Source organism: Acidothermus cellulolyticus 11B (genome assembly GCF_000015025.1).
In the GTDB taxonomy this organism is placed as follows: domain Bacteria; phylum Actinomycetota; class Actinomycetes; order Acidothermales; family Acidothermaceae; genus Acidothermus; species Acidothermus cellulolyticus.
In genome coordinates, this window is sequence record NC_008578.1 from 1,797,105 (window position 1) to 1,818,034 (window position 20,930).

18 protein-coding genes are annotated in these 20,930 nt (G+C 68.1%); 5 read left to right on the forward strand and 13 right to left on the reverse strand.

Annotated elements, in window-relative coordinates; translation table 11 throughout:
- Positions 1-87: 87 nt before the first annotated feature.
- The 7 genes from ACEL_RS08225 to ACEL_RS08255 form a co-directional block, all read right to left on the reverse strand.
- On the reverse strand, positions 88-1,260 hold the full coding sequence (locus tag ACEL_RS08225; RefSeq protein ID WP_148204575.1) for a PP2C family protein-serine/threonine phosphatase: 1,173 nt from the start codon (positions 1,258-1,260) through the stop codon (positions 88-90).
- Between the two features lie 368 nt (positions 1,261-1,628).
- A complete protein-coding gene (locus tag ACEL_RS08230; protein ID WP_011720433.1) occupies positions 1,629-2,111 on the reverse strand; it encodes a ribose-5-phosphate isomerase in 483 nt (160 codons plus the stop codon).
- A gap of 59 nt (positions 2,112-2,170) precedes the next feature.
- A complete protein-coding gene (locus ACEL_RS08235; protein ID WP_011720434.1) occupies positions 2,171-2,623 on the reverse strand; it encodes a DUF5130 family protein in 453 nt (150 codons plus the stop codon).
- Complete coding sequence (gene ctaJ, locus ACEL_RS12285; protein ID WP_011720435.1) at positions 2,610-2,990, reverse strand: aa3-type cytochrome oxidase subunit CtaJ; 381 nt, start codon at positions 2,988-2,990, stop codon at positions 2,610-2,612. The genes ACEL_RS08235 and ctaJ overlap by 14 nt, the downstream gene beginning before the upstream one ends.
- 145 nt (positions 2,991-3,135) lie before the next feature.
- Positions 3,136-5,436: a 4-alpha-glucanotransferase gene (gene malQ, locus ACEL_RS08245; RefSeq protein ID WP_011720436.1), complete on the reverse strand. Its 2,301-nt coding sequence runs from the start codon at positions 5,434-5,436 to the stop codon at positions 3,136-3,138.
- Positions 5,437-5,439: 3 nt separating this feature from the next.
- Complete coding sequence (locus ACEL_RS08250; RefSeq protein WP_011720437.1) at positions 5,440-6,870, reverse strand: amidase; 1,431 nt, start codon at positions 6,868-6,870, stop codon at positions 5,440-5,442.
- A gap of 61 nt (positions 6,871-6,931) precedes the next feature.
- Positions 6,932-7,492, reverse strand: a complete 561-nt coding sequence (locus ACEL_RS08255; protein ID WP_011720438.1) for an HNH endonuclease — start codon at positions 7,490-7,492, stop codon at positions 6,932-6,934.
- Positions 7,493-7,581: 89 nt separating this feature from the next.
- Here ACEL_RS08255 and ACEL_RS08260 point away from each other — a divergent pair, with 89 nt between their 5' ends.
- A complete protein-coding gene (locus ACEL_RS08260; RefSeq protein ID WP_011720439.1) occupies positions 7,582-9,753 on the forward strand; it encodes a prolyl oligopeptidase family serine peptidase in 2,172 nt (723 codons plus the stop codon).
- Positions 9,754-9,780: 27 nt separating this feature from the next.
- Here the strand turns inward: ACEL_RS08260 and ACEL_RS08265 are convergent, their stop codons facing one another.
- Together ACEL_RS08265 and ACEL_RS08270 are read right to left on the reverse strand one after the other, a co-directional pair.
- Positions 9,781-11,076 carry a HAMP domain-containing sensor histidine kinase gene (locus ACEL_RS08265; protein ID WP_011720440.1) on the reverse strand — a complete coding sequence of 432 codons (1,296 nt, stop codon included), beginning with the start codon at positions 11,074-11,076 and terminating at the stop codon, positions 9,781-9,783.
- A 10-nt stretch (positions 11,077-11,086) separates the two neighbouring features.
- On the reverse strand, positions 11,087-11,773 hold the full coding sequence (locus ACEL_RS08270) for a response regulator transcription factor (protein WP_148204687.1): 687 nt from the start codon (positions 11,771-11,773) through the stop codon (positions 11,087-11,089).
- Positions 11,774-12,004: 231 nt separating this feature from the next.
- Between ACEL_RS08270 and ACEL_RS12155 the strand changes: the two genes are divergently transcribed.
- Positions 12,005-12,757 (forward strand): hypothetical protein, encoded by a 753-nt coding sequence (locus ACEL_RS12155; protein ID WP_148204576.1) that lies wholly within the window; start codon positions 12,005-12,007, stop codon positions 12,755-12,757.
- A gap of 45 nt (positions 12,758-12,802) precedes the next feature.
- Here ACEL_RS12155 and ACEL_RS08285 read toward each other — a convergent pair whose 3' ends face one another.
- Positions 12,803-13,231: an OsmC family protein gene (locus ACEL_RS08285; RefSeq protein ID WP_011720443.1), complete on the reverse strand. Its 429-nt coding sequence runs from the start codon at positions 13,229-13,231 to the stop codon at positions 12,803-12,805.
- A 291-nt stretch (positions 13,232-13,522) separates the two neighbouring features.
- Here ACEL_RS08285 and ACEL_RS08295 point away from each other — a divergent pair, with 291 nt between their 5' ends.
- Together ACEL_RS08295 and ACEL_RS08300 are read left to right on the forward strand one after the other, a co-directional pair.
- Entirely contained in the window at positions 13,523-13,921 is a 399-nt protein-coding gene (locus ACEL_RS08295) for a globin (protein ID WP_011720444.1), read from the forward strand.
- Positions 13,922-15,274, forward strand: coding sequence for an MFS transporter (locus tag ACEL_RS08300; protein ID WP_011720445.1), 1,353 nt, complete (start codon positions 13,922-13,924; stop codon positions 15,272-15,274). It begins immediately after the preceding gene.
- 97 nt (positions 15,275-15,371) lie between these two features.
- Here ACEL_RS08300 and ACEL_RS08305 read toward each other — a convergent pair whose 3' ends face one another.
- Positions 15,372-16,688, reverse strand: coding sequence for an aldose epimerase family protein (locus ACEL_RS08305; protein WP_011720446.1), 1,317 nt, complete (start codon positions 16,686-16,688; stop codon positions 15,372-15,374).
- Positions 16,689-17,620: 932 nt separating this feature from the next.
- Between ACEL_RS08305 and ACEL_RS08310 the strand changes: the two genes are divergently transcribed.
- A complete protein-coding gene (locus tag ACEL_RS08310; RefSeq protein WP_011720447.1) occupies positions 17,621-18,757 on the forward strand; it encodes a GGDEF domain-containing protein in 1,137 nt (378 codons plus the stop codon).
- Positions 18,758-18,800: 43 nt separating this feature from the next.
- On the opposite strand, the gene ACEL_RS08315 is transcribed toward ACEL_RS08310, so the two are convergent.
- Both ACEL_RS08315 and ettA read right to left on the reverse strand, forming a co-directional pair.
- Positions 18,801-19,229, reverse strand: a complete 429-nt coding sequence (locus ACEL_RS08315; protein WP_041835028.1) for an acyl-CoA thioesterase — start codon at positions 19,227-19,229, stop codon at positions 18,801-18,803.
- 8 nt (positions 19,230-19,237) lie between these two features.
- Positions 19,238-20,908, reverse strand: a complete 1,671-nt coding sequence (gene ettA, locus ACEL_RS08320) for an energy-dependent translational throttle protein EttA (protein WP_011720449.1) — start codon at positions 20,906-20,908, stop codon at positions 19,238-19,240.
- Positions 20,909-20,930 lie beyond the last annotated feature (22 nt).

A 20,930-nucleotide genomic window follows, 5' to 3' on the forward strand; every position in this document is an offset into this window, starting at 1 on the left:
CTCGGTAGGCCTGCGCGGTGGCACGCGTCGGTCAGTCGCGCCGGATCGAGCCGGTCAGTCGCGCCGGATCGGACCGGATGATGCCATTCAGTCACGCCAGATGATGATGAGTGCTTGATCATCGCTGCCCGCTGGGGCGACGGTTTCGAGCAGCCACTCCGTTCCCCCGCGGAAGCCTCGGGTGACCAGCCGCTCCGCCTCGCCGAGCAACTTGTCGATGCCGACGCTGATCTCCCGCTCCGGGGTCTCGACCAGCCCGTCGGTGTACAGCAATATCGCGTCACCCGGCTCGAGGGTGCCATGCACCGGCGCAAATTCCGGGCCGGGCAGCACGCCGAGAATCGCGCCTGCGGCATCGGCCAACTGCCAGGTCCCGCTGCCGGACCGGAAGTGCACCGCCGGCGGATGACCCGCCGACCGCACGGTGTACGCCCCGGTGTGCACATCCAGCGCGAGGTGAACCGCGGTCGCGAACCCTTCCGGCCAACTCTGGCGGAGCAAATAGGCGTTCGCTGCCGAGAGAAACCGGTCCGGGGCGACCGCGCCGAGCAACCCGCCGAAGGCGCCCGCCAGCGAGAGGGCTCGGGTGGCGGCGTCCACCCCTTTGCCGGACACGTCGACCAGTACCACCTCAAGCCGGCTCCCGTCACCGGTTAAAGCCGCGACGAGGAAATCCCCACCGAACGACGTCGGTCCTGCGGACCGTACCGACGCCTCGGCATGCCAGCCCGCCGGCAGCGCGGGCAGCTCCCCGAGCCGTCGCAGCCGATCGCGCAGGTCGACGAGCATCGCTTCGCCCCGCAGGCCCTGGACGCCGAGCCGCTCGCGGGTCGCCGCGAGCTGATAGGCGACGACCGCCACCAGACCGACGACCACGAGCTCCCCCGGCCGCAGCGTGCGCATGCCAAGCCGGCCGACGTCATAGCCGAGGGCGGCGAGCGTCAGCGCCACCATCGCGATGACACTGCGCCGAGGCAACAGCAGCGCCGAGCCCAGCAATGGCACGACAAACACCGCCGCCGGCAGCCAGGCCACGCCGAGGATCGGTGACAGAATCCCCAGTCCGACGATCAGCGCACCGAGCCAGAACCGCGCGATCCGCGGTTCGAGTACGGAGCTGCGGCGCAGGGCGATGCGGATCGTACGGCGCCGCAAACCCCGCCGGGACAGTGGCCGGGATCGGCCGACGCGAGACCGGTCAGCCGCGGCCACTGCACCCTTGATACTCACGAAGGGCGAGCGTATCGGGGTCAACGTCACGAAACCTCGATTTCCGGAAAATGCCCCGGGTCGCCGTCCCCAGACACTCGGCCGAGAGCGCCGCGGAGAGCCAGGTGTCACGGGCACCGGACGGCGCGCCATGCTGGAGCCATGGCCAGACCGCGCCCCACCGAACCCGACCTCGGAGACGACACGTCCCCAACGGCCACCTCGCCGGCGTCCCCGCATGGACGGCGCCCGCCGCCGCGTCCGGAAGCGACGCTTCGGGCCTTGCTCGGCGAGGGACGCTCACAGGTCGGGGTGGTCGGTGCCTTGCGTGCCCGTGACGTATCCCGGCCACGGCCCGAACAGCTGCGTGATCAATAGCGCGGCGCAGCAGCGCCTCGGGGCGCCCAGCGCCCGGATGATCAGCGCCAGTCGACTGTCGGAACCTCCGGGGGTGTGCCGGTCGCCTCGAACTCGCTGATCATGCCGATCCGCCGCGCATGCCGGGGTTCCCCGGAGAACGGGGTGCGGAGGAAGATGTCCACCAACCGGATCGCGTCACGAATGGTGTGCTGCCGGGCGCCGATGCTTGCCACGTTGGCGTCATTGTGGGCTCGAGCCAGCGCCGCGGTCTCGTCATTCCAGATCAACGCGGCGCGGATGCCCCGGACCTTGTTCGCCGCGATCTGCTCGCCATTGCCGGATCCCCCGATCACGACACCGAAGCTGTCCCGGTCGGCGGCCGTCCGCCGCGCCGCATCGATCACGTACGGCGGATAGTCGTCGTCCGGTTGGAAGACGACCGGGCCGCAGTCGACCGGCTCGTAGCCCTGCTCAGCGAGCCATTCGATCAGGCGTGTCTTCAGCTCGAACCCGGCGTGATCCGAGGCAACGTAGACCCGCACGTGCTACTCCACCCGCCGGGCCGGGACGGTACCGGCGTCCGCCCACCGACAGCTCGCGCTCATCGCTGCGCCTGCCCCGGAACGGGTGGCCGAGCGGCGGCTTCCGCGAGCATCCGCAACCCTTGCACAAGAGCGCCGACCAGATCACCACCGCCGAGCATGGTCGCCATCGAAACCGCAGCAAGGGCAGCTGCCTGGTCGTCAAGACGACGCCGCGCGGCACGCCCGGTCACGATTTCGACTGCCCGGGCCTCCGGCTCAATGACGACGAGCACCGCATGCTCGGCACGCTCGCCAAGCGCCGCGTGGAGCCGCCGCGCTTCACGCCGTACGTCGCCGCCGAGCGGCCCGATGAACGCCGAGAACCACAGGCCCGTCTCCTCCCGGGCAGCCGCCAGGGCCTGCCGGATGACGTCAGCTTCCCGCGGGGTGAGCGGCCCGCTCCGGGGTGGCGACGCGACGCCGCCACGGGCCGACAGGGCGACGATGCCGCCCGATTCACCACCGGGCACCGGCGCCACCTCCTTCAGCGGTAGCCGGCGGAATCTCCTCGATCCGGCTGACAGCGGCTTCCGGTTCCGGCGGTCCGCCGAACCAGGCGGCGCCACCCGGCCATGGCCGCCCCGGACGGTACCGCGGTCCTCGAACCAACGACGGCAGATAGACGAGGAATCCGATGACGAGAAACGCGGCGATCGGTATGCCTGCGAAGATCAGCGCCGTCTGAACCCAGGTGAGCCGGCCGCCGGGTGTCCCTGATTCGTTGACGATCGGCCCGGCGGCCCAGACCGGGGCCGCGAAGAATCCTGATGCCAACCAGCCGGACGTGAGCCCAAGAACCATGGTCAGCCGGTGAGAGAGTCGACGAGGACGCGCCACGATGTGCCTCACCTCTTGTAGACGCCGTGCCGGGCGGCCGGCGTCCCACTCCGGGCAGGGTCGGCCGCGACGGCCGCGGTACGGTTCACGGTCGCTGTCACGCTAACCGACGGCAGGCCGTCCGGGGCAGCCGGGTCAGACGCGGTCATGTCGCCCGGCCGCCGCGCAGCAGTCGAGCCAGCGTTTGAGCCACCGCGCGGATCGCCGGATCGCTGAACACCTCGTCGAGGAGGACGACCCGTCCGTTGCCGTCCGCCATCGGCACCCGCCAGTTCGGATACGCGTCCGCGGTGCCCGGCTGATTCACCGGACGTCGATCGCCCACGATGTCCGGGAGGTAGAGGCCCCGGAGCAGCGCCGGTGTCCGGCCGACGTACCCGTAGAGCGCGGCGCGGACGGCATCCAGGTGCGGCCGCAGGCGTGCCGCGAAGTCCGCGGGCACGGCGTCCGGCTCGGCCTCGCGGGCGGGTACGGCGCGTGGCTGGGCCCCGGCTGCGGGTACGGCGTCCGGCTGGGCCCCGGCTGCGGGTACGGCGTCCGGCTGGGCCTCGGCCGCCGTCTGCCGGCCAGTGATCTCCGCGAGGATCGCCGGGTCGAGAAGGCCCTCGGCGGCCAGGACACGCAGCCAGTCGAGACGGTCCGCCTCGTCCGCCGCCCGCTCGGCCGCTTCGTCCCGGGCGAGGAGACCCAACCGGGCGCGCAGGTCGACGTGTACGCCGAGCAGGTAGCCGCAGGTCGGCGGCAGGTCATGGGTTGTCACCGTCGCCAGGCACTCCCGCCGCCAGTGCGCCGGTGGACTCGGCCGGCCGGACCGATCCCGCTCGAACCACAGCACGGACGTGCCCATGATGTCCTCGGCGCGCAGCCGCTCACGCACGCCGGCAGGCACCACGCCCAGGTCCTCACCGATCACCACAGCTCCAGCGCGGGCCGCCTCGATCCGGACGACGCCCAGCAGCGCGTCGGCGTCCATCTCCAGGTACGCGCCGTCAGCGGCGGGTGCGTCGTCGGCGATCCACCACTGCCGGAAGAACCCGAGGATGTGGTCGATGCGCAGGCCGCCGCCGAGCGCCAACCACGCGCGGACCGTGTCTCGCAACGGCTGGAATCCGGCGCGGGCCAACCGGTCCGGATGCCAGGCCGCCAAATTCCACCGCTGGCCCTGCTGGTTGTACATGTCCGCGGGTGCGCCCAGGGTGACGCCGGGCGCAATCACCGACGCGTACGCCCAGGCGTCGGCACCGTCCGGGTCCACGCCGACCGCGAGATCGTGGACGACGCCGAGCGGCATGCCGACAGCACGCGCCGACCGGTGCGCAGCAGCCAACTGCCCGGCGGCAAGCCACTGCAACCAGCCGTAAAACTGCACCCGACGGTGCTGCGCGGCCCGGAATTCCGACACCGCGCGGCCCGCCGGATCCCGAAATTCCGGCGGCCAATTCCGCCATTTCGGTCCGTACTGCTCCGCGAGCGCACACCAGGTCGCGAAATTCGTCAGCGCGGCGCCTTGTTCCTCCTGGAATCGGTGAAATTCGGCGCGTCGCGCGCTGGTCGAACAGTCTTCCCAGACCGCAAAGGCTTTCTCCAGTGCGGCGCGTTTCACCGTCCAGATACGATCGCGGTCGATAAGCCGGTCCACGGAATTCTCCGCCCGCAACGCCGCGGCATCGGCGTCCGCGCAGCCGGCCGCTTCGGGAATGTCCTCGATCCGCAGATAGAGCGGGTCAGCGAACCGGCGGGACGACGGAAAATACGGCGACGGCTCCATTGGCAGCGTCGGCGCCGGGGCATGGAGGGGATTGACGAGCACGAATCCGCATCCCAGCTCACGAGCCGCCCATTCCGCCAGGGCGCGAAGGTCCGCCGCATCGCCGATGCCCCACGACGCGGTCGAGCGGACGGCGTACAACTGGCACATCAGGCCGGTGACGGGATCGGGTGGGACAGGAAGTTTTCGCGGGCTCACGAGGACGAGGGACTCCGCCGTCCACTCCCCGCCGGCTCCGTGCACCCGGTGGTAACCGGCCGGCAGGTCCGCGGGGAGCTCCACGTCGTACGTCACAATTGCCCGGCCGTCGACGTGGTGTGCCTCGCCGTCCCGCCGACGGAGGGTCAGCGCGACCCGCCCGCCATCTTCCGTCTCGATGCTCACCGCGGCGGGGACGCCGTCCGGCAGCCGCACCGGAATCACCGCGGATCGTCCCTCCCGGACGACGACGTACGACGGCAGGAACCGCCGCAGGCTCTCGGCACGCCGTTCCGCGAGCAATTCCGGAATCCGCCGCGGATCCAACGCGTCGACGCCCAGGGCCTGGAGAACGGCGAGCACCGCCCGGCGGCTCACCTCGGCCGGTCTGCCCTGCCAGTCAGGGAATGTGGTGGCGATTCCGTAGCTGCGCGCAAGCTCGGCCAACTGCGGGTCGAGGCTCGCCTGGCTCGCACCCATCGGTTACGACCAGCACGCCGGCTGCCGCCCGGCGTTCCACGGCACGACGGCCTCTATTTGTGCGGCCAGGGAGAGCAGGGTCGCCTCGTCACCGGCCCGGCCGGTGAGCATGACGCCGATCGGCAGCCCCGCCCGGCTCACCGCAACCGGCAAAGTGATCGCCGGTTGACCGGTCATGTTCGCCAGCGACGTGAACGGCGTGAAACGCTTCTGATTCTCGAAATCAGCCGCCGGATCCTCGTCGTCGCGCAGCGCCCCGACCTCGACCGCCGGATGGGCGAGGGTCGGTGTCAGGACGGCGTCGAACTGCTGCCAGGCGACGGCAATGTCCCGGGTGCGCTGGTGCAGCGTCGCGACGGCCCGGGCATACTCCGGCCCGCTGATCCGCCGTCCCCGGTCACGCAGCCACCGGGTGAGCGGCCGCACCCGCCATTCCGCGCCCCTCGGCAGGGCCGTGGCGGCGGCGAGCACCGCCCAGACCCGCTCGAACGCAGCGACGACCTCTGGGTCACCGGGCCCCGGTACGTCGACGACATCGTGACCGAGGTCGACGAGGAGCGTGCTGATCCGCTCGTACGCGTCGAGGCACTCCGGGTCCACCGGCTCATCGATGATCACCGGGGTGGCGTACCGGGCGATCCGCAGCCGGCCGGGCTCGCGGTCGGTCGCTGCGACAAAGGAGTCACCGCCCGGCAGCGGCGGTGCCCAGTACGGGTCGCCGGGCATCGGGACGGCGACGGCGTCCAGCCAGAGCGCCGCGTCCCGGACGGTCCGGGTCAGCGGGCCGTGCCACGCCAGGCCGCTGACGTCACCCGGCCCCGGCCCGTTGCTCACCCGGCCGCGACTCACTTTCAGCCCCACGAGTCCACAGACCGCCGCAGGAATCCGCACAGATCCGCCGCCGTCGTTGCCCTGGGCCCACGGCGCGAGTCCGGCCGCCACGGCGACGGCTGATCCGCCGCTGGACCCGCCGGCGGAATACCGCGGATCCCACGGGGAACGTGCTGGCGGCGCGATATCCGATTCGGTGTAGCAGGGCAGCCCGAATTCCGGCGTGTTGGTCTTACCGAGAAGAACCGTTCCAGCCGCCCGCAGCAATGCGACGACGTGCGCGTCGGTACTCGGCACCCGGTCGGCGAATACCGCGGAACCCAACGTCGTGCGAACTCCGGCGACGTCCGTGAGGTCCTTTATGGCAATCGGCACCCCCAGGAGCGGCGGCAGGCTCTGCGGTTCCGCCGATCGCAGGGTTCGCTCCGCAGCCGCGGCTTGCGAACGTGCCAGCTCCGCCGTGACCGTCACATATGCACCGAGGGTGTCGTTCCACCGCTCGATCCGTGCCAAGTAGTGATCGACCAATTCGGACGGCGACACGTCACCCCGGCGAATCGCCGCAGCTTGTTCGAACGCTGAGAGGTCGTGCAGGTCGGCCACACGGCGAACCTACCCCGTCCGGCCGGCGAGGTCGTCCCACCAGGGCCGTGCCGCGCGGACGTCATGCGCTTGCGGACTGCTCAACCCCGAGGAACCGGCCGAACACCGAGCTGTCGATACCAAGCCCGTCGAGGTAGGGAATCCAGCGGGGATCGCTGCGGCCGGTGCCGAGAATCCGCCAGGCAATACCGCTGGGCGCACGAGGCGGACGTCGCAGCCGCCACCCCAATTCCGCAACCGTCCGATCGCCTTTGATGTGGTTGCACCGCCGGCAGCACGAGACGACGTTCTCCCACACGTGCGCGCCCCCGCGGCTTCGTGGCACGACATGGTCGAGGCTGGTCGCAGGCGCATCGCAGTAGACGCAGCGGCCGCCGTCCCGAAGGAAAACACCCCGGCGGGTCAACGGAACGGTTGCCCGGTACGGGACTTTTACGAAGCGCGTCAACCGGACGACCGCGGGAACCGGAACCGCCACGCTCGCGCTGTGCCAGACCTGCTCGCCGGGTTCGAGCGCCACCGCCTTGGCGGCAAGGACGAGCAGCAACGCCCGGCGGCCGGATACGACGCCGATCGGCTCGTAGGTCGCATTGAGGACCAGGGCGTGGCTACTCAACCCCACCTCCCGGACTCACCGTACAAGCAGAACGGCGCTGATCGCGCGCTTCGGCCATCGAAAGTCCGAGTCGCGTCCTCGCTAAGGTGCGAGGCATGGCATCCATCGACCCGGCTCGTTCGGCGACCGTCCCGCTCAGCTATCCGCCGTCCCGGCGACTTGACCTCGTCGAGGTCCTGCCGGCCGCCAATCCGACCCACCCGGTCGCCGATCCGTACCGGTGGCTGGAGAACGCCGACGATCCGGAGGTCCGAACCTGGATCGACGCCCAACACGCCTTGTGCCGCAGGTATCTCGACGCTCTGCCCGGGCGGGATCGGCTGCGCCGCCGGCTCACCGAACTGCTGGGCGCGGGTGTGGTGAGCGCGCCCGTCTGGCGCCGGGGTCGGCAATTCTTCCTCCGTCGCCAGGCCGATCAGGAGCACGCCGTGCTCTTCACCGTCGATCCGGACGGTACGGAACGGGTTCTCCTCGATCCGATGGCGGTTGACCCGACCGGCAGGACGACGCTCGACACCTGGCAGCCGTCGAAGGAAGGGCGTTTCCTCGCCTACCAGCTGTCGACCGGCGGGGACGAGGAGTCCGTGCTGCGCGTCATGGATGTCGAAACCGGGGAAATCGTCGATGGCCCGATCGACCGATGCCGGTATTCGCCGGTCGGGTGGTTGCCCGGCGGCGCGGCTTTTTATTACGTCCGGCGGTTGCCGCCCGGTGACGTGCCGCCGGACGAGACCGCGTTCCACCGGAGAGTCTGGCTGCACCGTCTGGGCACGAGCGCGGACGACGACGTGCTCATTTTCGGCGACGGCATGGACAAAACGACGTTCTTCTCCGCATCGGTCAGTCTGGACGGCCGCTGGCTCATTGTGTCGGCAAGCCCCGGCACCGCACCGCGCAATGACGTCTGGATCGCGGATTTGTCGGACGGCGATCCTGCGGCACCGGTCCTCCGGCCGGTTCAGGTCGGCGTGGACGCGCAGCTCGTGGTGCACATCGGACGGGACGGCCGGGCCTACCTGTACACCGACCGCGACGCGCCCCGCGGCCGGCTGGCGGTCGCCGATCCGACGGAGTTGCCGGCCGAGAAATGGCGAGACCTGCTGCCGGAGGATCCGGAAGCGGTGCTGGTCGATTACGCCATCCTGGATGGCCCGCAACTGGATCGACCGGTCCTGGTGGCGGCATGGACACGGCACGCGTTGAGTGAGCTCTCGGTCCACGATCTGGAGACTGGTGAACGGCTCGGCGCCGTCACCTTGCCCGGACTCGGCACGGTGACCGGCCTTTCCGAACAACCGGAGGGCGGCCACCAGTGCTGGTTCGGGTACACCGATTACGCCACGCCGCCAAGCGTTTTCTGTTTTGACGCGCTGACGAATGCCACCACGGTATGGGCTCGGCCTCCCGGTCAGGCGCCCGTACCCCCGGTGCATACGACGCAGGTGGTGTACGAATCGCGCGACGGCACGCCGGTTCGCATGATGCTCATTGCGCCGCCGGTCGAACCGGCCCGCCCGCGCCCGACAATCCTCACCGGGTACGGCGGATTCGGCACGTCCCTCACCCCGGGCTATTCGGCGGGAATTCTGGCCTGGGTCGAAGCCGGCGGCGTGTACGCCGTCGCGAACCTGCGCGGCGGCGGGGAAGAGGGCGAGCAGTGGCATCGCGCCGGAATGCGCGGAAATAAACAGAATGTCTTCGACGATTTCCACGCCGCCGCCGACTGGCTGATTGCCAACGGGTGGACGACGCCCGGCCAGCTCGGCATTTCCGGCGGGAGCAACGGCGGACTGCTCGTCGGCGCGGCAATGACCCAGGCTCCGGAAAAATATGCCGCGGTCGTCTGCTCCGCACCGTTGCTCGACATGGCGCGGTACGAGAAATTCGGGCTCGGTCCGTTGTGGCGGGAAGAATACGGCACCGCTGAGAATCCCGAGGAATTAGCGGTATTGCTCGCGTATTCCCCGTATCACAACATGCGCCCGGGAACGCCGTACCCGGCGGTGCTCTTCACCGTCTTCGATTCCGATACCCGGGTCGACCCGATGCACGCCCGCAAAATGTGCGCCGCGCTGCAAGCGGCGTCCACGTCCGGCAAGCCGGTGCTGCTGCGCCGGGAGTCGGACGTCGGGCACGGGGCGCGGGCCCTCAGCCGCAGCATCGAGCTGTCTGTCGACACCTTGGCATTCCTTGCCGCGCACACCGGCCTCGACCTCGAACAGCCCGACAGGACCGCCGAACAGCCCGACCGGACCGCCGGAGGGTGAGCCGGGCCGCCGGACGCCGTCCGCTGATCAACCGACGGCCCGAAAACTGAGCCGCACCGCCGCTCCGCCGGACGGCGACCGGCCGATGCGCAGTTCCCCGCCGCCGCTCTCCGCAGTCCGGCGGGCGATGTCGAGACCGAGGCCGGTCGAGCCAGTACCGCTGCGGCCGCGGTGGACAACGCCGTCCGGGATGCCCGGGCCCTCGTCGGCCACCTCGACGCGGACCTGCCCATCGAGGCGCTCGACGGTGACGCACATGCCGACCCCCTCGGGCGTGTGCGCGAACACGTTCTCCAGCAGCGCGTCGACCGCGGCGGCCAGGTCCTCCGGGCCGACCGCCACCGGACACGGCCCGTCCGGCACGTACACGTCCATGCGCCGTTTCTGATCCTCGGCCAGCACCGACCAGAAAGCGGCCCGTTGCCGAACCACCTCCGCTGCATCACAGCCCGCCGCCGGCACCGCCCGAACCCCCCGCCGTGCCTCCCGGATGACATCCCCCACCGCCCGTTCCAACGCGTCCACCTGCTCCAGGACTCGAGTCGCTTCCGGGGACGCCGGGAGTCCCTCGGCCGCCAGGCGGAGCGCGGCCAGCGGAGTGCGCAACCGATGCGACAGGTCGGCGACTTGCTCGCGTTCGGCGTCCAGCAACTCGGTGATGCGCTGGGCGAGGCGATTCAACGCTGAGCCGACGGCGGCCACCTCGCGGAACCCGGTGACCGGAGCCCGCGCGTGCAGTTCGCCGTCCGAGAGCCGATGCGCGGTTTCCGCGAGCGCGATGACCGGAGCGGCGGTCCGCCGGGCCAGCCGATCGGCGACCAGCATCGCCACGATCAGAAGCACGGCTCCCGTGCCGACGAGCACGAGGGTCGCCGGCAGCACCCCCCGCTGGACGATGGACGGGGGTACGAAGGTGCGGACCACGAGGGTCCGCGACCCCCAGGCCACCGGATTCCAGATCTCCAAGCCGCCCCGATAGGCGACATTCACCTGCCGGGCGTTGGTGCCGACCGGCGTGCCGTGCGCCAGGACCAGGCTGGGCGACCCGGCGTCCGGGGGAACCGGCCCCACCCAGGTTCCGTCGTCCAACCAGATGGACGAGCTGATCGCGTTGGCCGACTGGTCAGCGGATACGAGATGCCGCAATCCGTCCAGTGTGGTCGTCCCTTGGATCGCCGCGACGACCTGCTGCGAATCGAGCAGTCCCCGGTTCAGCGCATTCTCGCGGGCAAGCGACCGAATGAGAAAGAACAACGGGACGATAAATGCCACGACAACCAGCGACGTGGTCGCCGCAGCGAGCGCGAGCAGCCGAACGCGCATCGGGAATCGGCTAGCCGGCCGTGGGGTCCACGAGCTTGACTCCCACTCCCCGGATGCTCACGAGATACCGCGGCTCAAGAGCGGTTTCGCCGAGTTTGCGCCGCAACCACGACAGGTGGACGTCGACGGTCTTGTCCGCGCCGCCATATGCCTGCTGCCAGACCTCGGCGAGAATCGCTCGTTTCGTGACCACTTCACCGGCATGTTCGGCGAGATATGCCAGCAGGTCGAATTCCTTGCGGGTAAGGTCAAGCGGACGCCCGTCCAACGTCGCTTCCCTGGACCGCCGGTCGATCCGCAATCCGCCGACGACAAGCGGTGGCATGGCGCCGTCCGCCGCGGTACGCCGAAGCACTGCCCGGATTCGAGCCTCGAGATGGTCGGAGGCGAAGGGTTTGACGACGTAGTCGTCGGCTCCGGCGTCGAGAATGCGGACCATTTCCCGTTCGTCGTCCCGCGCGGTGGCAACGATGATCGGGACTTTGCTGACCGCACGGACCATTTGAATCAGCGTCCCCCCGTCGAGGTCCGGCAAGCCGAGGTCGAGGACGACGAGGTCAGGCGCCTCCGCCACCACGGCCTGCAACCCCGTCATTGCCGACGGCGCGGACGCCACGGCATGCCCTTTCTCGGTGAGCGAGCGGGTAAGCGTCGTCCGGATCGCCGGATCATCTTCGATGAGCAACAACCGCGGCACGGACATGACGGTAGCGACTTCGGGACCCGGATGGGTAGAGCCGAAGGTCGGAACGACCCGCGAGTCGGCGACCGGGGCTCACGGGTGCGCGGCCAAAGTGGCACGCCGCTGCCCGTCAATAGTGGAGACCGCGCCCGGCTCACCGGTGCGCGGCCGAAGTCCACGAGTTCTGATGCCGTGCTTGACCCGCGCTTAACGCGAACGGCGGGTCGAGACCGGACACTGAGCCCCATGCGCCGCCGTCACCGTACCGCTCGGACATCGGACGAGCGTGGCTGGCATCGCCTCCTGCCGATCGTCGGCTGGTCCGTCTCGTGCGCCTTGGTGACGGCGATCACGCTGGCCGCCGTTGAGCGGGCTAGTAACGAGGTGTCGCAGACGCCGCCGATCTCCTCCCAGGAACACGTCGCGGCCCAGGCGTCGGCGGCGATTGCGGCTGCGCAATCGGCGTCGGCGTCGGCGTCCCTCGCACCGCCCCCGCCGACGGGGAACCCCACGCCCGGGCCGAGCCGTCCGGCGCCTCAACCGACTCCGGACACCGTGCCGACACCGAGCCCCTCGCCGGAGAGCAGCGCACCGAGCCGGCCGCCGGCGCCGCCGTCCGGCACGCCGTCACCGGTCGAAGGATCACCCGCTCCCTCGTCGGTCAGCCCGACGCCGACGGTGCCAACCGGCAAGCAGACGTTCCTCGTGCCGGGCCAGGCAAACTGGTACGCCCAGGTGACCGTGGTGTGCGTAGGCGACAGCGTGTACAGCGGTCAGCAGGGCAACGGTTACAAGGTCGTCCTGAGCCCGGCGAGCGGCTACACGTTCACCCCTGAGCTGATCACTACTGGGCGTGGCGTGGCGTTGGCGGTCACCTTCACGGATCCGAACGGTCAGACCTCCCGCTACCTGTTCGCCTGCCGCGCCGGCCAACCGCTCGATCCGGTTCTCATCTCGCCAAGTCCGTCGCCCTCGCCGTCAGCAAGTACGGCGCAGTGACGCGGATTCGCCCGCTAGGCGAGTGTGGCGTCCAGCGAGATCGCGCTAGGCGAGTGTGGCGTCCAGCGAGATCGGCGTAGCCGCGAGCGCCTTGCTCACCGGGCAATTCACCTTGGCGTCCTCCGCAAAGCTGGCGAACTGCTCGGCGCTGAGCCCGGGTACCCGGCCACGAACCCTGATCGTGATACCGGTGATGCCCTGGCCGGGTTGGAACGTCACGTCCGCGGTGGTCTCCAGCGTGATGTCGGTGTGACCGGCCTTTGCCAGCGCATTGGAGAGCGCCATGGAGTAGCACGCCGAATGGGCCGCGGCGATGAGCTCTTCCGGGCTCGTCATGCCGTTCGGTTGCTCGGCCCGCGCCGGCCAGTTGACCTCGTAGCTGCCAAGCCCCGATGAATCCAGGCTCACGGTCCCTTTGCCGCCGTCGAGGAGCGGGCCTTCCCAATGCGTCGTCGCGGTACGGGTCGTTGCCATCGCACTGTCCTTTCCCTCGCAGGTTCACGACGCCTTTATCCTCCCCCACCATCCGCCGGGTGTCCTCCCCCACCATCCGTCGGGTGTCCTCCCCCACCATCCGCCAGGTGTCCTCCCCTGCCACCGTCCCCGGGCGCACGGCGCCCAGGTCCGCGCGGCATCGGCACCGGCGAATCCGCCGGCTCCCCGGACGCACGGCGCGCAGGGTCGCCTGCTCGGCTTCCTTCTCCGCGATCTGCCACCGGCCGTTCCCGAGATCCGTGCAGCCGCGTGCTGCGAGAATGAAGTGCCGTGTCTGCCCCAGCAGAATCCCAGCCCGCCACCGTCTACGACGCGGTCGGCGGCAGTGAGACATTTCGGCTGCTCGTCGACCGCTTTTACGCCGGGGTCGCGACCGATCCGGTTCTCCGCCCGCTGTATCCGGAGGAAGATCTGTCGGGTGCCCGCGAACGGCTGCGCATGTTCCTCGAGCAGTACTGGGGCGGCCCGCGCACCTACAGCGAGCGGCGGGGGCATCCGCGACTTCGGCTGCGCCACGCGCCGTTCCGCATCGGGCCGGCCGAACGCGACGCGTGGCTCGGTCACATGCGGAGGGCGTTGGAGAGTCTGCAGCTTCCGGAATCACTTGCGACGACGATGTGGGACTACTTCGTGTCCGCCGCCCATAGCCTCGTGAACGCGGAGTCATGAATGGGGCGGACGGCGGCCCTGCGGGCCGTCCTGGCTGAGGCGGGCTTTCGCCGCCTGTACGCCACCCGCCTCGTCTCCGCCGTTGCCGACGGAAGTTTCCAAGCTGCGCTGGCAAGCTATGTTCTGTTCAATCCGGAACGAGCCACCACACCGGCGGAGGCGGCGGCCGCACTGACCGCACTCGCGCTCCCCTATTCGCTCATCGGCCCGTTCGTCGGCGTTTTCCTCGATCGGTGGCGTCGGCAGCGGGTCCTCGTCATCGGTAACACCGTCAAGGCCGCGCTGGTCGTGGGGGTCGCCGCGCTCGTCGCCGACCGGGCCGAAAACGGCGCATTTCTCGCGGTCACCATCGCCGCCCTCAGTGTGAACCGGCTTTTCCTCGCCGCGCTTTCCGCCGCGCTGCCGCATGTGGTTCCTGAGAATTACCTTGTCACCGCGAACGCCGTCGCGACCACCTCCGGAACAGTGGCCACGATCATCGGTGCGGGAATCGGCGGGTCCCTCCGGCTCGCGGCGGGTACGCACGCGCTCGCGCTCGGCGGCGTTGTGGCGGCAGCGGCGTTGGGGTATCTCGGTTCGGCCTTGGTCGCCAGGCGTTTTGCCGCCGACGAACTTGGACCGGACGTTCCGCTCGCCGTCCCGATGTGGCACGCCGTACACGCTGTGCTTGCGGGGTTGGCAGCCGCCGCCCGGCACGTGGCGCAACGGCAAAGAGTGGCGTCCGCGCTCGCGGCGATTTCCGCTCACCGGTTCTGTTATGGAATGGCGACGCTGACCATCGTGCTGCTGGAGCGCAATTACTTTGCCCACGAGAATCAGGCGGTGCGCGGGCTCTTCGGCTTGGGCGCGGTCGTCGGCGCATCAGGGCTCGGCATTGTCGCAGCCGCGCTCGTGACACCGCGCGTCACCCGACGTATCGGCACCACCCGTTGGGTTGCCGCCATGCTTTGTGCCGCCGGGACAGCGGTCGCTGTCTTTGGTCTGCCTTTCCAACGGGAATTGCTCATCGCCGGGGCGTTCGTTCTCGGCTTCTCCGCCCAGGGAATGAAGATTTGCGTCGACACGATCGTCCAAGCGGACGTAGCGGATAATTTCCGCGGCCGGGTCTTCTCGGGTTACGACATGCTGTACAACGTCACTTACGTGGCGGCCGCGGCGGCCGCCGCCGCCGCTCTCCCGCCGTCCGGGAAATCAGACGCTGTGATGAGCGGTCTTGCCGCTGGTTACGTCCTCGCCGGGCTCAGCTTCGCGTGGTTCACCAGAGGTGCTGTGGTGCGCGAGCGGCCGATGGTTGGGCGGCAACCGGAACGTGTCGCCGCCCAACCACCAGGGAACTTTCAGGACGCCCGCTAAGGTCGAACCCACCGCAGCCTCGACGAGTGAAGGACCGCGAAGCAGCGCAGGGACCCTCCGGTACGCCCGCTAACGCGGAGCACTGCGGTCGAGGGCATCACGGGAATTGCGGGTGCGCCGGGCCTTGCGGGTGATGGACGAACGCCGGAGACTCCACACCGAATTGGTATGTCGTCGTTGAGCGGAAGGTTTCTCCCGGATTCAGCACGACCGACGGCCAGCCCGGCTGTCCGATGTGGTGCGGGCTGTCGGGGTAGTGCTGCGTTTCGAGGGTGAATCCGTCGGTCTGCCGGTAGGCTCGGCCCGACGTACCGATGAGATCACCGACGAGGAAGTTCCCGCTGTAGAACTGAACGCCAGGCTGGTCGGTGAACGTCCACAACGCGATACCTGTGCTCGGTGCAAACGCCGTAGCCGCAAGTCGGTAGCCGGTTCCGTTGATGACCCAGTTGAAGTCGTATCCGTGGGCCATCTGCAGCTCCTGATACGCCTGACCACCGCTATCCGGGAGATCTGTGCGCCGAATCATGTCACCGATCCGGTGCAGCGTGCGGAAGTCAAAAGGTGTACCGGCGACCGGCACGAATGCTCCGGTGGGAATCAGGACGTTGTCCGTCGGCAGATAGCTATCGGCGTTTATCTGAAGGTATTGGTCGAACACGCTGCCGTTGCCTTCTCCCGCCAGATTGAAGTACGTGTGGTTGGTGAAGTTGACGACCGTCGGCGCTGTTGTCGTCGCTTCATATGTGATCATCAAGGCATTCGCGTCGGTCAACGTGTATGTCACGGTGTTGTGGACGGTGCCGGGAAATCCGTTCTTGCCGTCTGGATCCGTGTAGCTGAGCCGAAGGGCCACGTACCCGGGACCGGTGGTCGGCGCAGCGGACCAGACCTGCGTGTTATAGGAGTCCGGACCACCGTGCAGGGTGTTTGGACCGTTGTTCGCGGGCAGCGTATACGTTGTGCCATTGAGGGTAAACGAGGCGTTGGCGATCCGATTGGCGTACCGGCCGATAATGGCGCCGAAGTACGTATCGCCCGAGCCTCCTGACAGCGGCCAGGGTTGATGTTCGAAGTCGTTCACGTAGTCGTCGAGATTCGCGAACCCCAATGCGACATTCACGAGATGGCGGCTGCGGTCCGGTACCCAGATTGACTGGACCACGCCGCCGTAATTGCTGATTTTCACCATCATTCCGTTGTCATTGGTCAACGTGAAGAGATCGACGGGCTGTCCATCCGCGGTTCCCCAGGGGACGCTGGTGATACTCAGGTGCCCGTGTCCGCTTCCGAAATGATGCACGGGCAACGCGTGGGTCGCTGACGCTCCCACCGGACTAGCGACGGCGGCCAACGCGAGTCCGCCCGCCGCTGCGAAGACAAAAGTTCTCCGCCGCGTCAGTGTGAAAGACATACACACCCTCCTTTCCACGCGCCGGCATCGGCAGCCGAAACACCCTTCGGCGACCGAGGCCGCGTTGACGACGGAGTTGACTGTAGACGGATGTTAGCGTTCACACAAGATGTTGGCGTTGATTTCTTTACCCGATCGGAGATTGCGCAACGATGGAGGCGTCCCCGGTGATGAGATCGATATGTCCGGTGGCGGAAGGAAAAGACCTGGTTATCGGATCTCTCACGGAGGCTCACTCGTAGTGTCTTGGCGGGACAACACGGGTTGCCGAACGCGCCGAGTTATTCCCCGTAACAGAATGTGACGGACGAGATTATGTGAGCGATAACTTCCTCTGTCCCTGCCTGCGCCGGTGACAGCCCCGCGCATCGACTCCTCGAGGCCTGGTGGTCGTTGCGCCCGATGGTCGGGTGAATGCGGCACTCGAAGCCTGGTGGTCGTTGCACCTGGCGGTTCGGCACATGCGCCTCCTGGCGTCGCCGGCGTCGCTACCGCCACCGCGTCGTCGCGGCTGACGATCGCGCGCGCTCCCCAGCTGTCGGCGCGCCACCGCTCCGGAGGACTGCGTGAACTCCCCGGCTGGACGGGTCGGCGTCGGCGAGCACGGGAGGTGCGCTCCGCTCGCCGGGTCCCCGCACGCCTGGACGGGTCGCGCAATCATGACTCAGGCGTGAAACGCCGCGAGCGGGACCGATAGTCAACCGGTGGTCACGCGTGGGATCTGATCCCATCGGGCAGGGCGGCTGCCATCACGCTGCCTTGATAGCGCGCGGTCGCCACACAGTTGGTGATCGCCGGAAGACATGGTCGATCGGCCGGCGATCCGACGATCGCCGCATACGGCATCAGCGAAATGCTCAAGTCAGCCGGCGGCCCAGCCGTAGAAGGAGGTGAGTACGGCACCCGCCGCGGGTGCTCGTTGGGAGGTCCCGGTGGATCTGGGTACCGTGCCGATCGGCGACGCTGCTCATGCCGAGGGCGGAATCGCCGAATTAGCTGCCGCCCTCGAGTCCATTGAGAGCCGACTGGCCGGGCAGACGTCCGAACTGGTCCGGCTCCGCCGCGCGAACGAACTCAACCAGGCCCTGCTCGACCTGCATGTCGCCTGCACGCGGCAGCGCAGCATCGCGGGGACCGCGCGCCAGATCGGTGCCGTGGCGTCGGCAATGCTCCGATCGCCGGTTGTCGCGGTCAGCGCGTTCGAGCCGACTCGGCTCAAGCCGCACGTCGGAGTCGCGATCGGTGACGGGCTCGTCAACGAAGAGCATCTCGCGACGGTGGCGACACAGCTGGTCGGTGACGCAGAGTTCGCCTGGATGCGCACCGAGAACCGGCTCGCGGTGCTGAGCCTTGAGGGATGCGGACCGTCCGGTGCAACGCTGCTCGCCGAGTTGCATGCTGAGCGGGCTCTTCTCGTGCCGCTCTTCGGCCAAGGAGAGTTCGTGGGCTGTATCGCTGCGAAGCTGCCCAAGAGCGCCTCGGTCGTCGACGATATGGGTCTGTTCGAAGCGGCGGCTTCGCTCCAGGGTCACGCCGGCGAACTCCTGCACCTCGCCCTCGTTCTCGATGAACTGCGCCGGCGGGCCTTGCACGACGCGGTGACCGGACTGCCGAATCTCGCCGTTTTCGAGCAGCGGCTCGTCCGCGCGCTCGCCCGGCGGGCTGCTCACCAGGACGGGCATCGCGAGGTTGCGGTCATTTTGCTGCAAGTGCTCGGCGTCGGGCGGATCACCGACGCGCACGGCGCGACCGGCGTCCAGGCGGTGCTCCGCGAAATCGCGAGCCGGCTTCTTGAGATCGCACCCGAACACGACCTTGGTCACCTCGGCGCCAGTCATTTCGCCCTGATCGCACATGGTGAACCTGGCGCAGGAATCGATCTGGCCCGCACCGCGAGTGAGGCGGTGGAGACGCCGTTGGTATTGCCGTTCGGCACGGTCGAGGTGCGCTGCCACCTTGGGGTGGCGGTCGCCCGGGACGCCGATACGGCCGGTCATGTGATTCGCCGCGCGGAAACCGCGGCTCGGATCGCACGAACCACCGACGAGCATATTGTCGTCGACGAATAGGCAGCGTGCGGGCGACGAATTCTTTGTCGCCGAGTAGCGCGGGTTACGAATTCTCCGGCTCTAAATAGCGTTCAAGAAATGCGCGCTCTGCCGGGGTCACCCGACGCGGCCGCCCGGAGGAAAGGTCATACGGCACAAGAACGGTCAGCGCCTCGGCAAGCACCACCGGTTCAGGTTTCGCGAGCTGGTCCCGCATTTCGTACCGCAGCGTGAAGGAGGATGCGCGCACCTGCGCCGTCCACACGTCGATTTCAATCGGCTCCGGACGCCACGTCAACGGACGGCGGTAATCGATTTCGTGCCGGGCGACGACAACTCCCTTGATGAGGTCCGGCGCGTATTCTTGCGCATCGCCGGCGAACAGCATGCCGGTACGCGCCTCCTGCATGTAGGCGACGAAGGGTACGTTGTTGACGTGCCCGAAGGCGTCCATGTCGTCCCAGCGGATCTGGCAGCGAAAGGTGTACCGCATCGGCCGGCTCAGTCGCGGGTCAACCGGCGGTACGTCGTCCGGTGGGGCCGAGCGGCGTCCGGTCCGAGGCGTTCGACCTTGTTCTTCTCATACGCGTCGAAATTGCCTTCGAACCAGAACCACCGCGAATCGCCCTCCCACGCAAGGATGTGCGTCGCCACCCGGTCGAGAAACCACCGGTCGTGGCTCGTGATCACGGCACAGCCGGGAAATTCCGCCAGCGCCCGTTCCAGGCTTGCCAGGGTTTCGACGTCCAGGTCATTCGTCGGCTCGTCGAGGAGCAGCACGTTGCCGCCTTGCTTCAAGGTGAGGGCGAGGTTGAGGCGATTCCGCTCACCACCGGAGAATGCGGCAACCGGCTTCTGCTGGTCGCTGCCTTTGAACCCAAATGCCGCGATGTATGCGCGGCTCGGCACTTCGACATTGCCGACCTTGATGTAGTCCAGGCCGTCTGAGATCAGCTCCCACGCGGTTTTCTGCGGGTCGAGACCGGCGCGCGCCTGGTCGACGTACGCAAGCTTCACGGTCTCGCCGATGCGGATCGTCCCGGCGTCCGGCCGCTCCTCACCCACGATCATCCGGAAGAGGGTCGTCTTTCCGACGCCGTTCGGCCCGATGACACCGACGATTCCGTTGGGCGGAAGGGAGAATGAGAGGCCGTCGAAAAGCAGCTGATCGTCGTAGCCCTTGCGAAGGTTCTCCACTTCGACGACGACGCTGCCCAGCCGCGGACCCGGCGGTATCTGAATCTCCTCGAAGTCCAGCTTTCGATATTTTGCCGCCTCGGCCGCCATCTCTTCATAACGTGCGAGTCGGGCCCGGCTCTTCGCCTGACGCGCACGTGGACTCGACCGGACCCACTCGAGTTCCTCTTCCAGCCGCTTGCGCAGCTTGGCGTCTTTCTGACCCTCCACTTTGAGCCGAGCCGCCTTGGTCTCCAGGTAGGTCGTGTAATTGCCTTCGTACGGGTAGGTGCGGCCGCGGTCGATTTCCAGAATCCACTGCGCAACGTTCTCCAGGAAATACCGGTCGTGCGTCACCGCGATGACCGTACCGGGATATTTCTCAAGATGCTGCTCCAACCATTGCACGCTCTCAGCGTCCAGGTGGTTGGTGGGTTCGTCGAGCAGCAGGAGATCCGGTTGGGAGAGCAACAACCGGCAGAGTGCGACCCGGCGCCGCTCGCCCCCGGAGAGAACGCGGACGTCGGCATCAGGCGGCGGACAGCGCAAGGCGTCCATTGCCTGCTCGAGCCGGGAGTCGAGATCCCACGCGTTCAGGTGGTCCAACCTGGTCTGCAGGTCGCCGAGTTCACTGAGCAGGGCGTCGTAATCGGCGTCGGGATTGGCCAGCGCCTCACTCACTTCGTGAAACCGCGCAAGGAGCGCCTTGGTCTCCGCGACCCCTTCCTCGACGTTGCCCAATACCGTCTTGGATTCGTCCAATTGCGGTTCTTGCGGCAGCCATCCCACAGTGGTGCCTGGGGCGAGGTAAGCCTCGCCGTTGCTCAGCGGCTCGACACCGGCCATTATCTTCAGCAACGTCGATTTGCCCATGCCGTTGGGACCGACGACTCCGATCTTTGCTCCGGGAAGAAACGCGAGCGTGACGTCGTCCAGGATCACTTTCTCGCCGTACGCTTTACGGGCTTTGCGCAAGACATAAATGAACTCGGGCACGTCGTCTGAGTTTACGGAATGT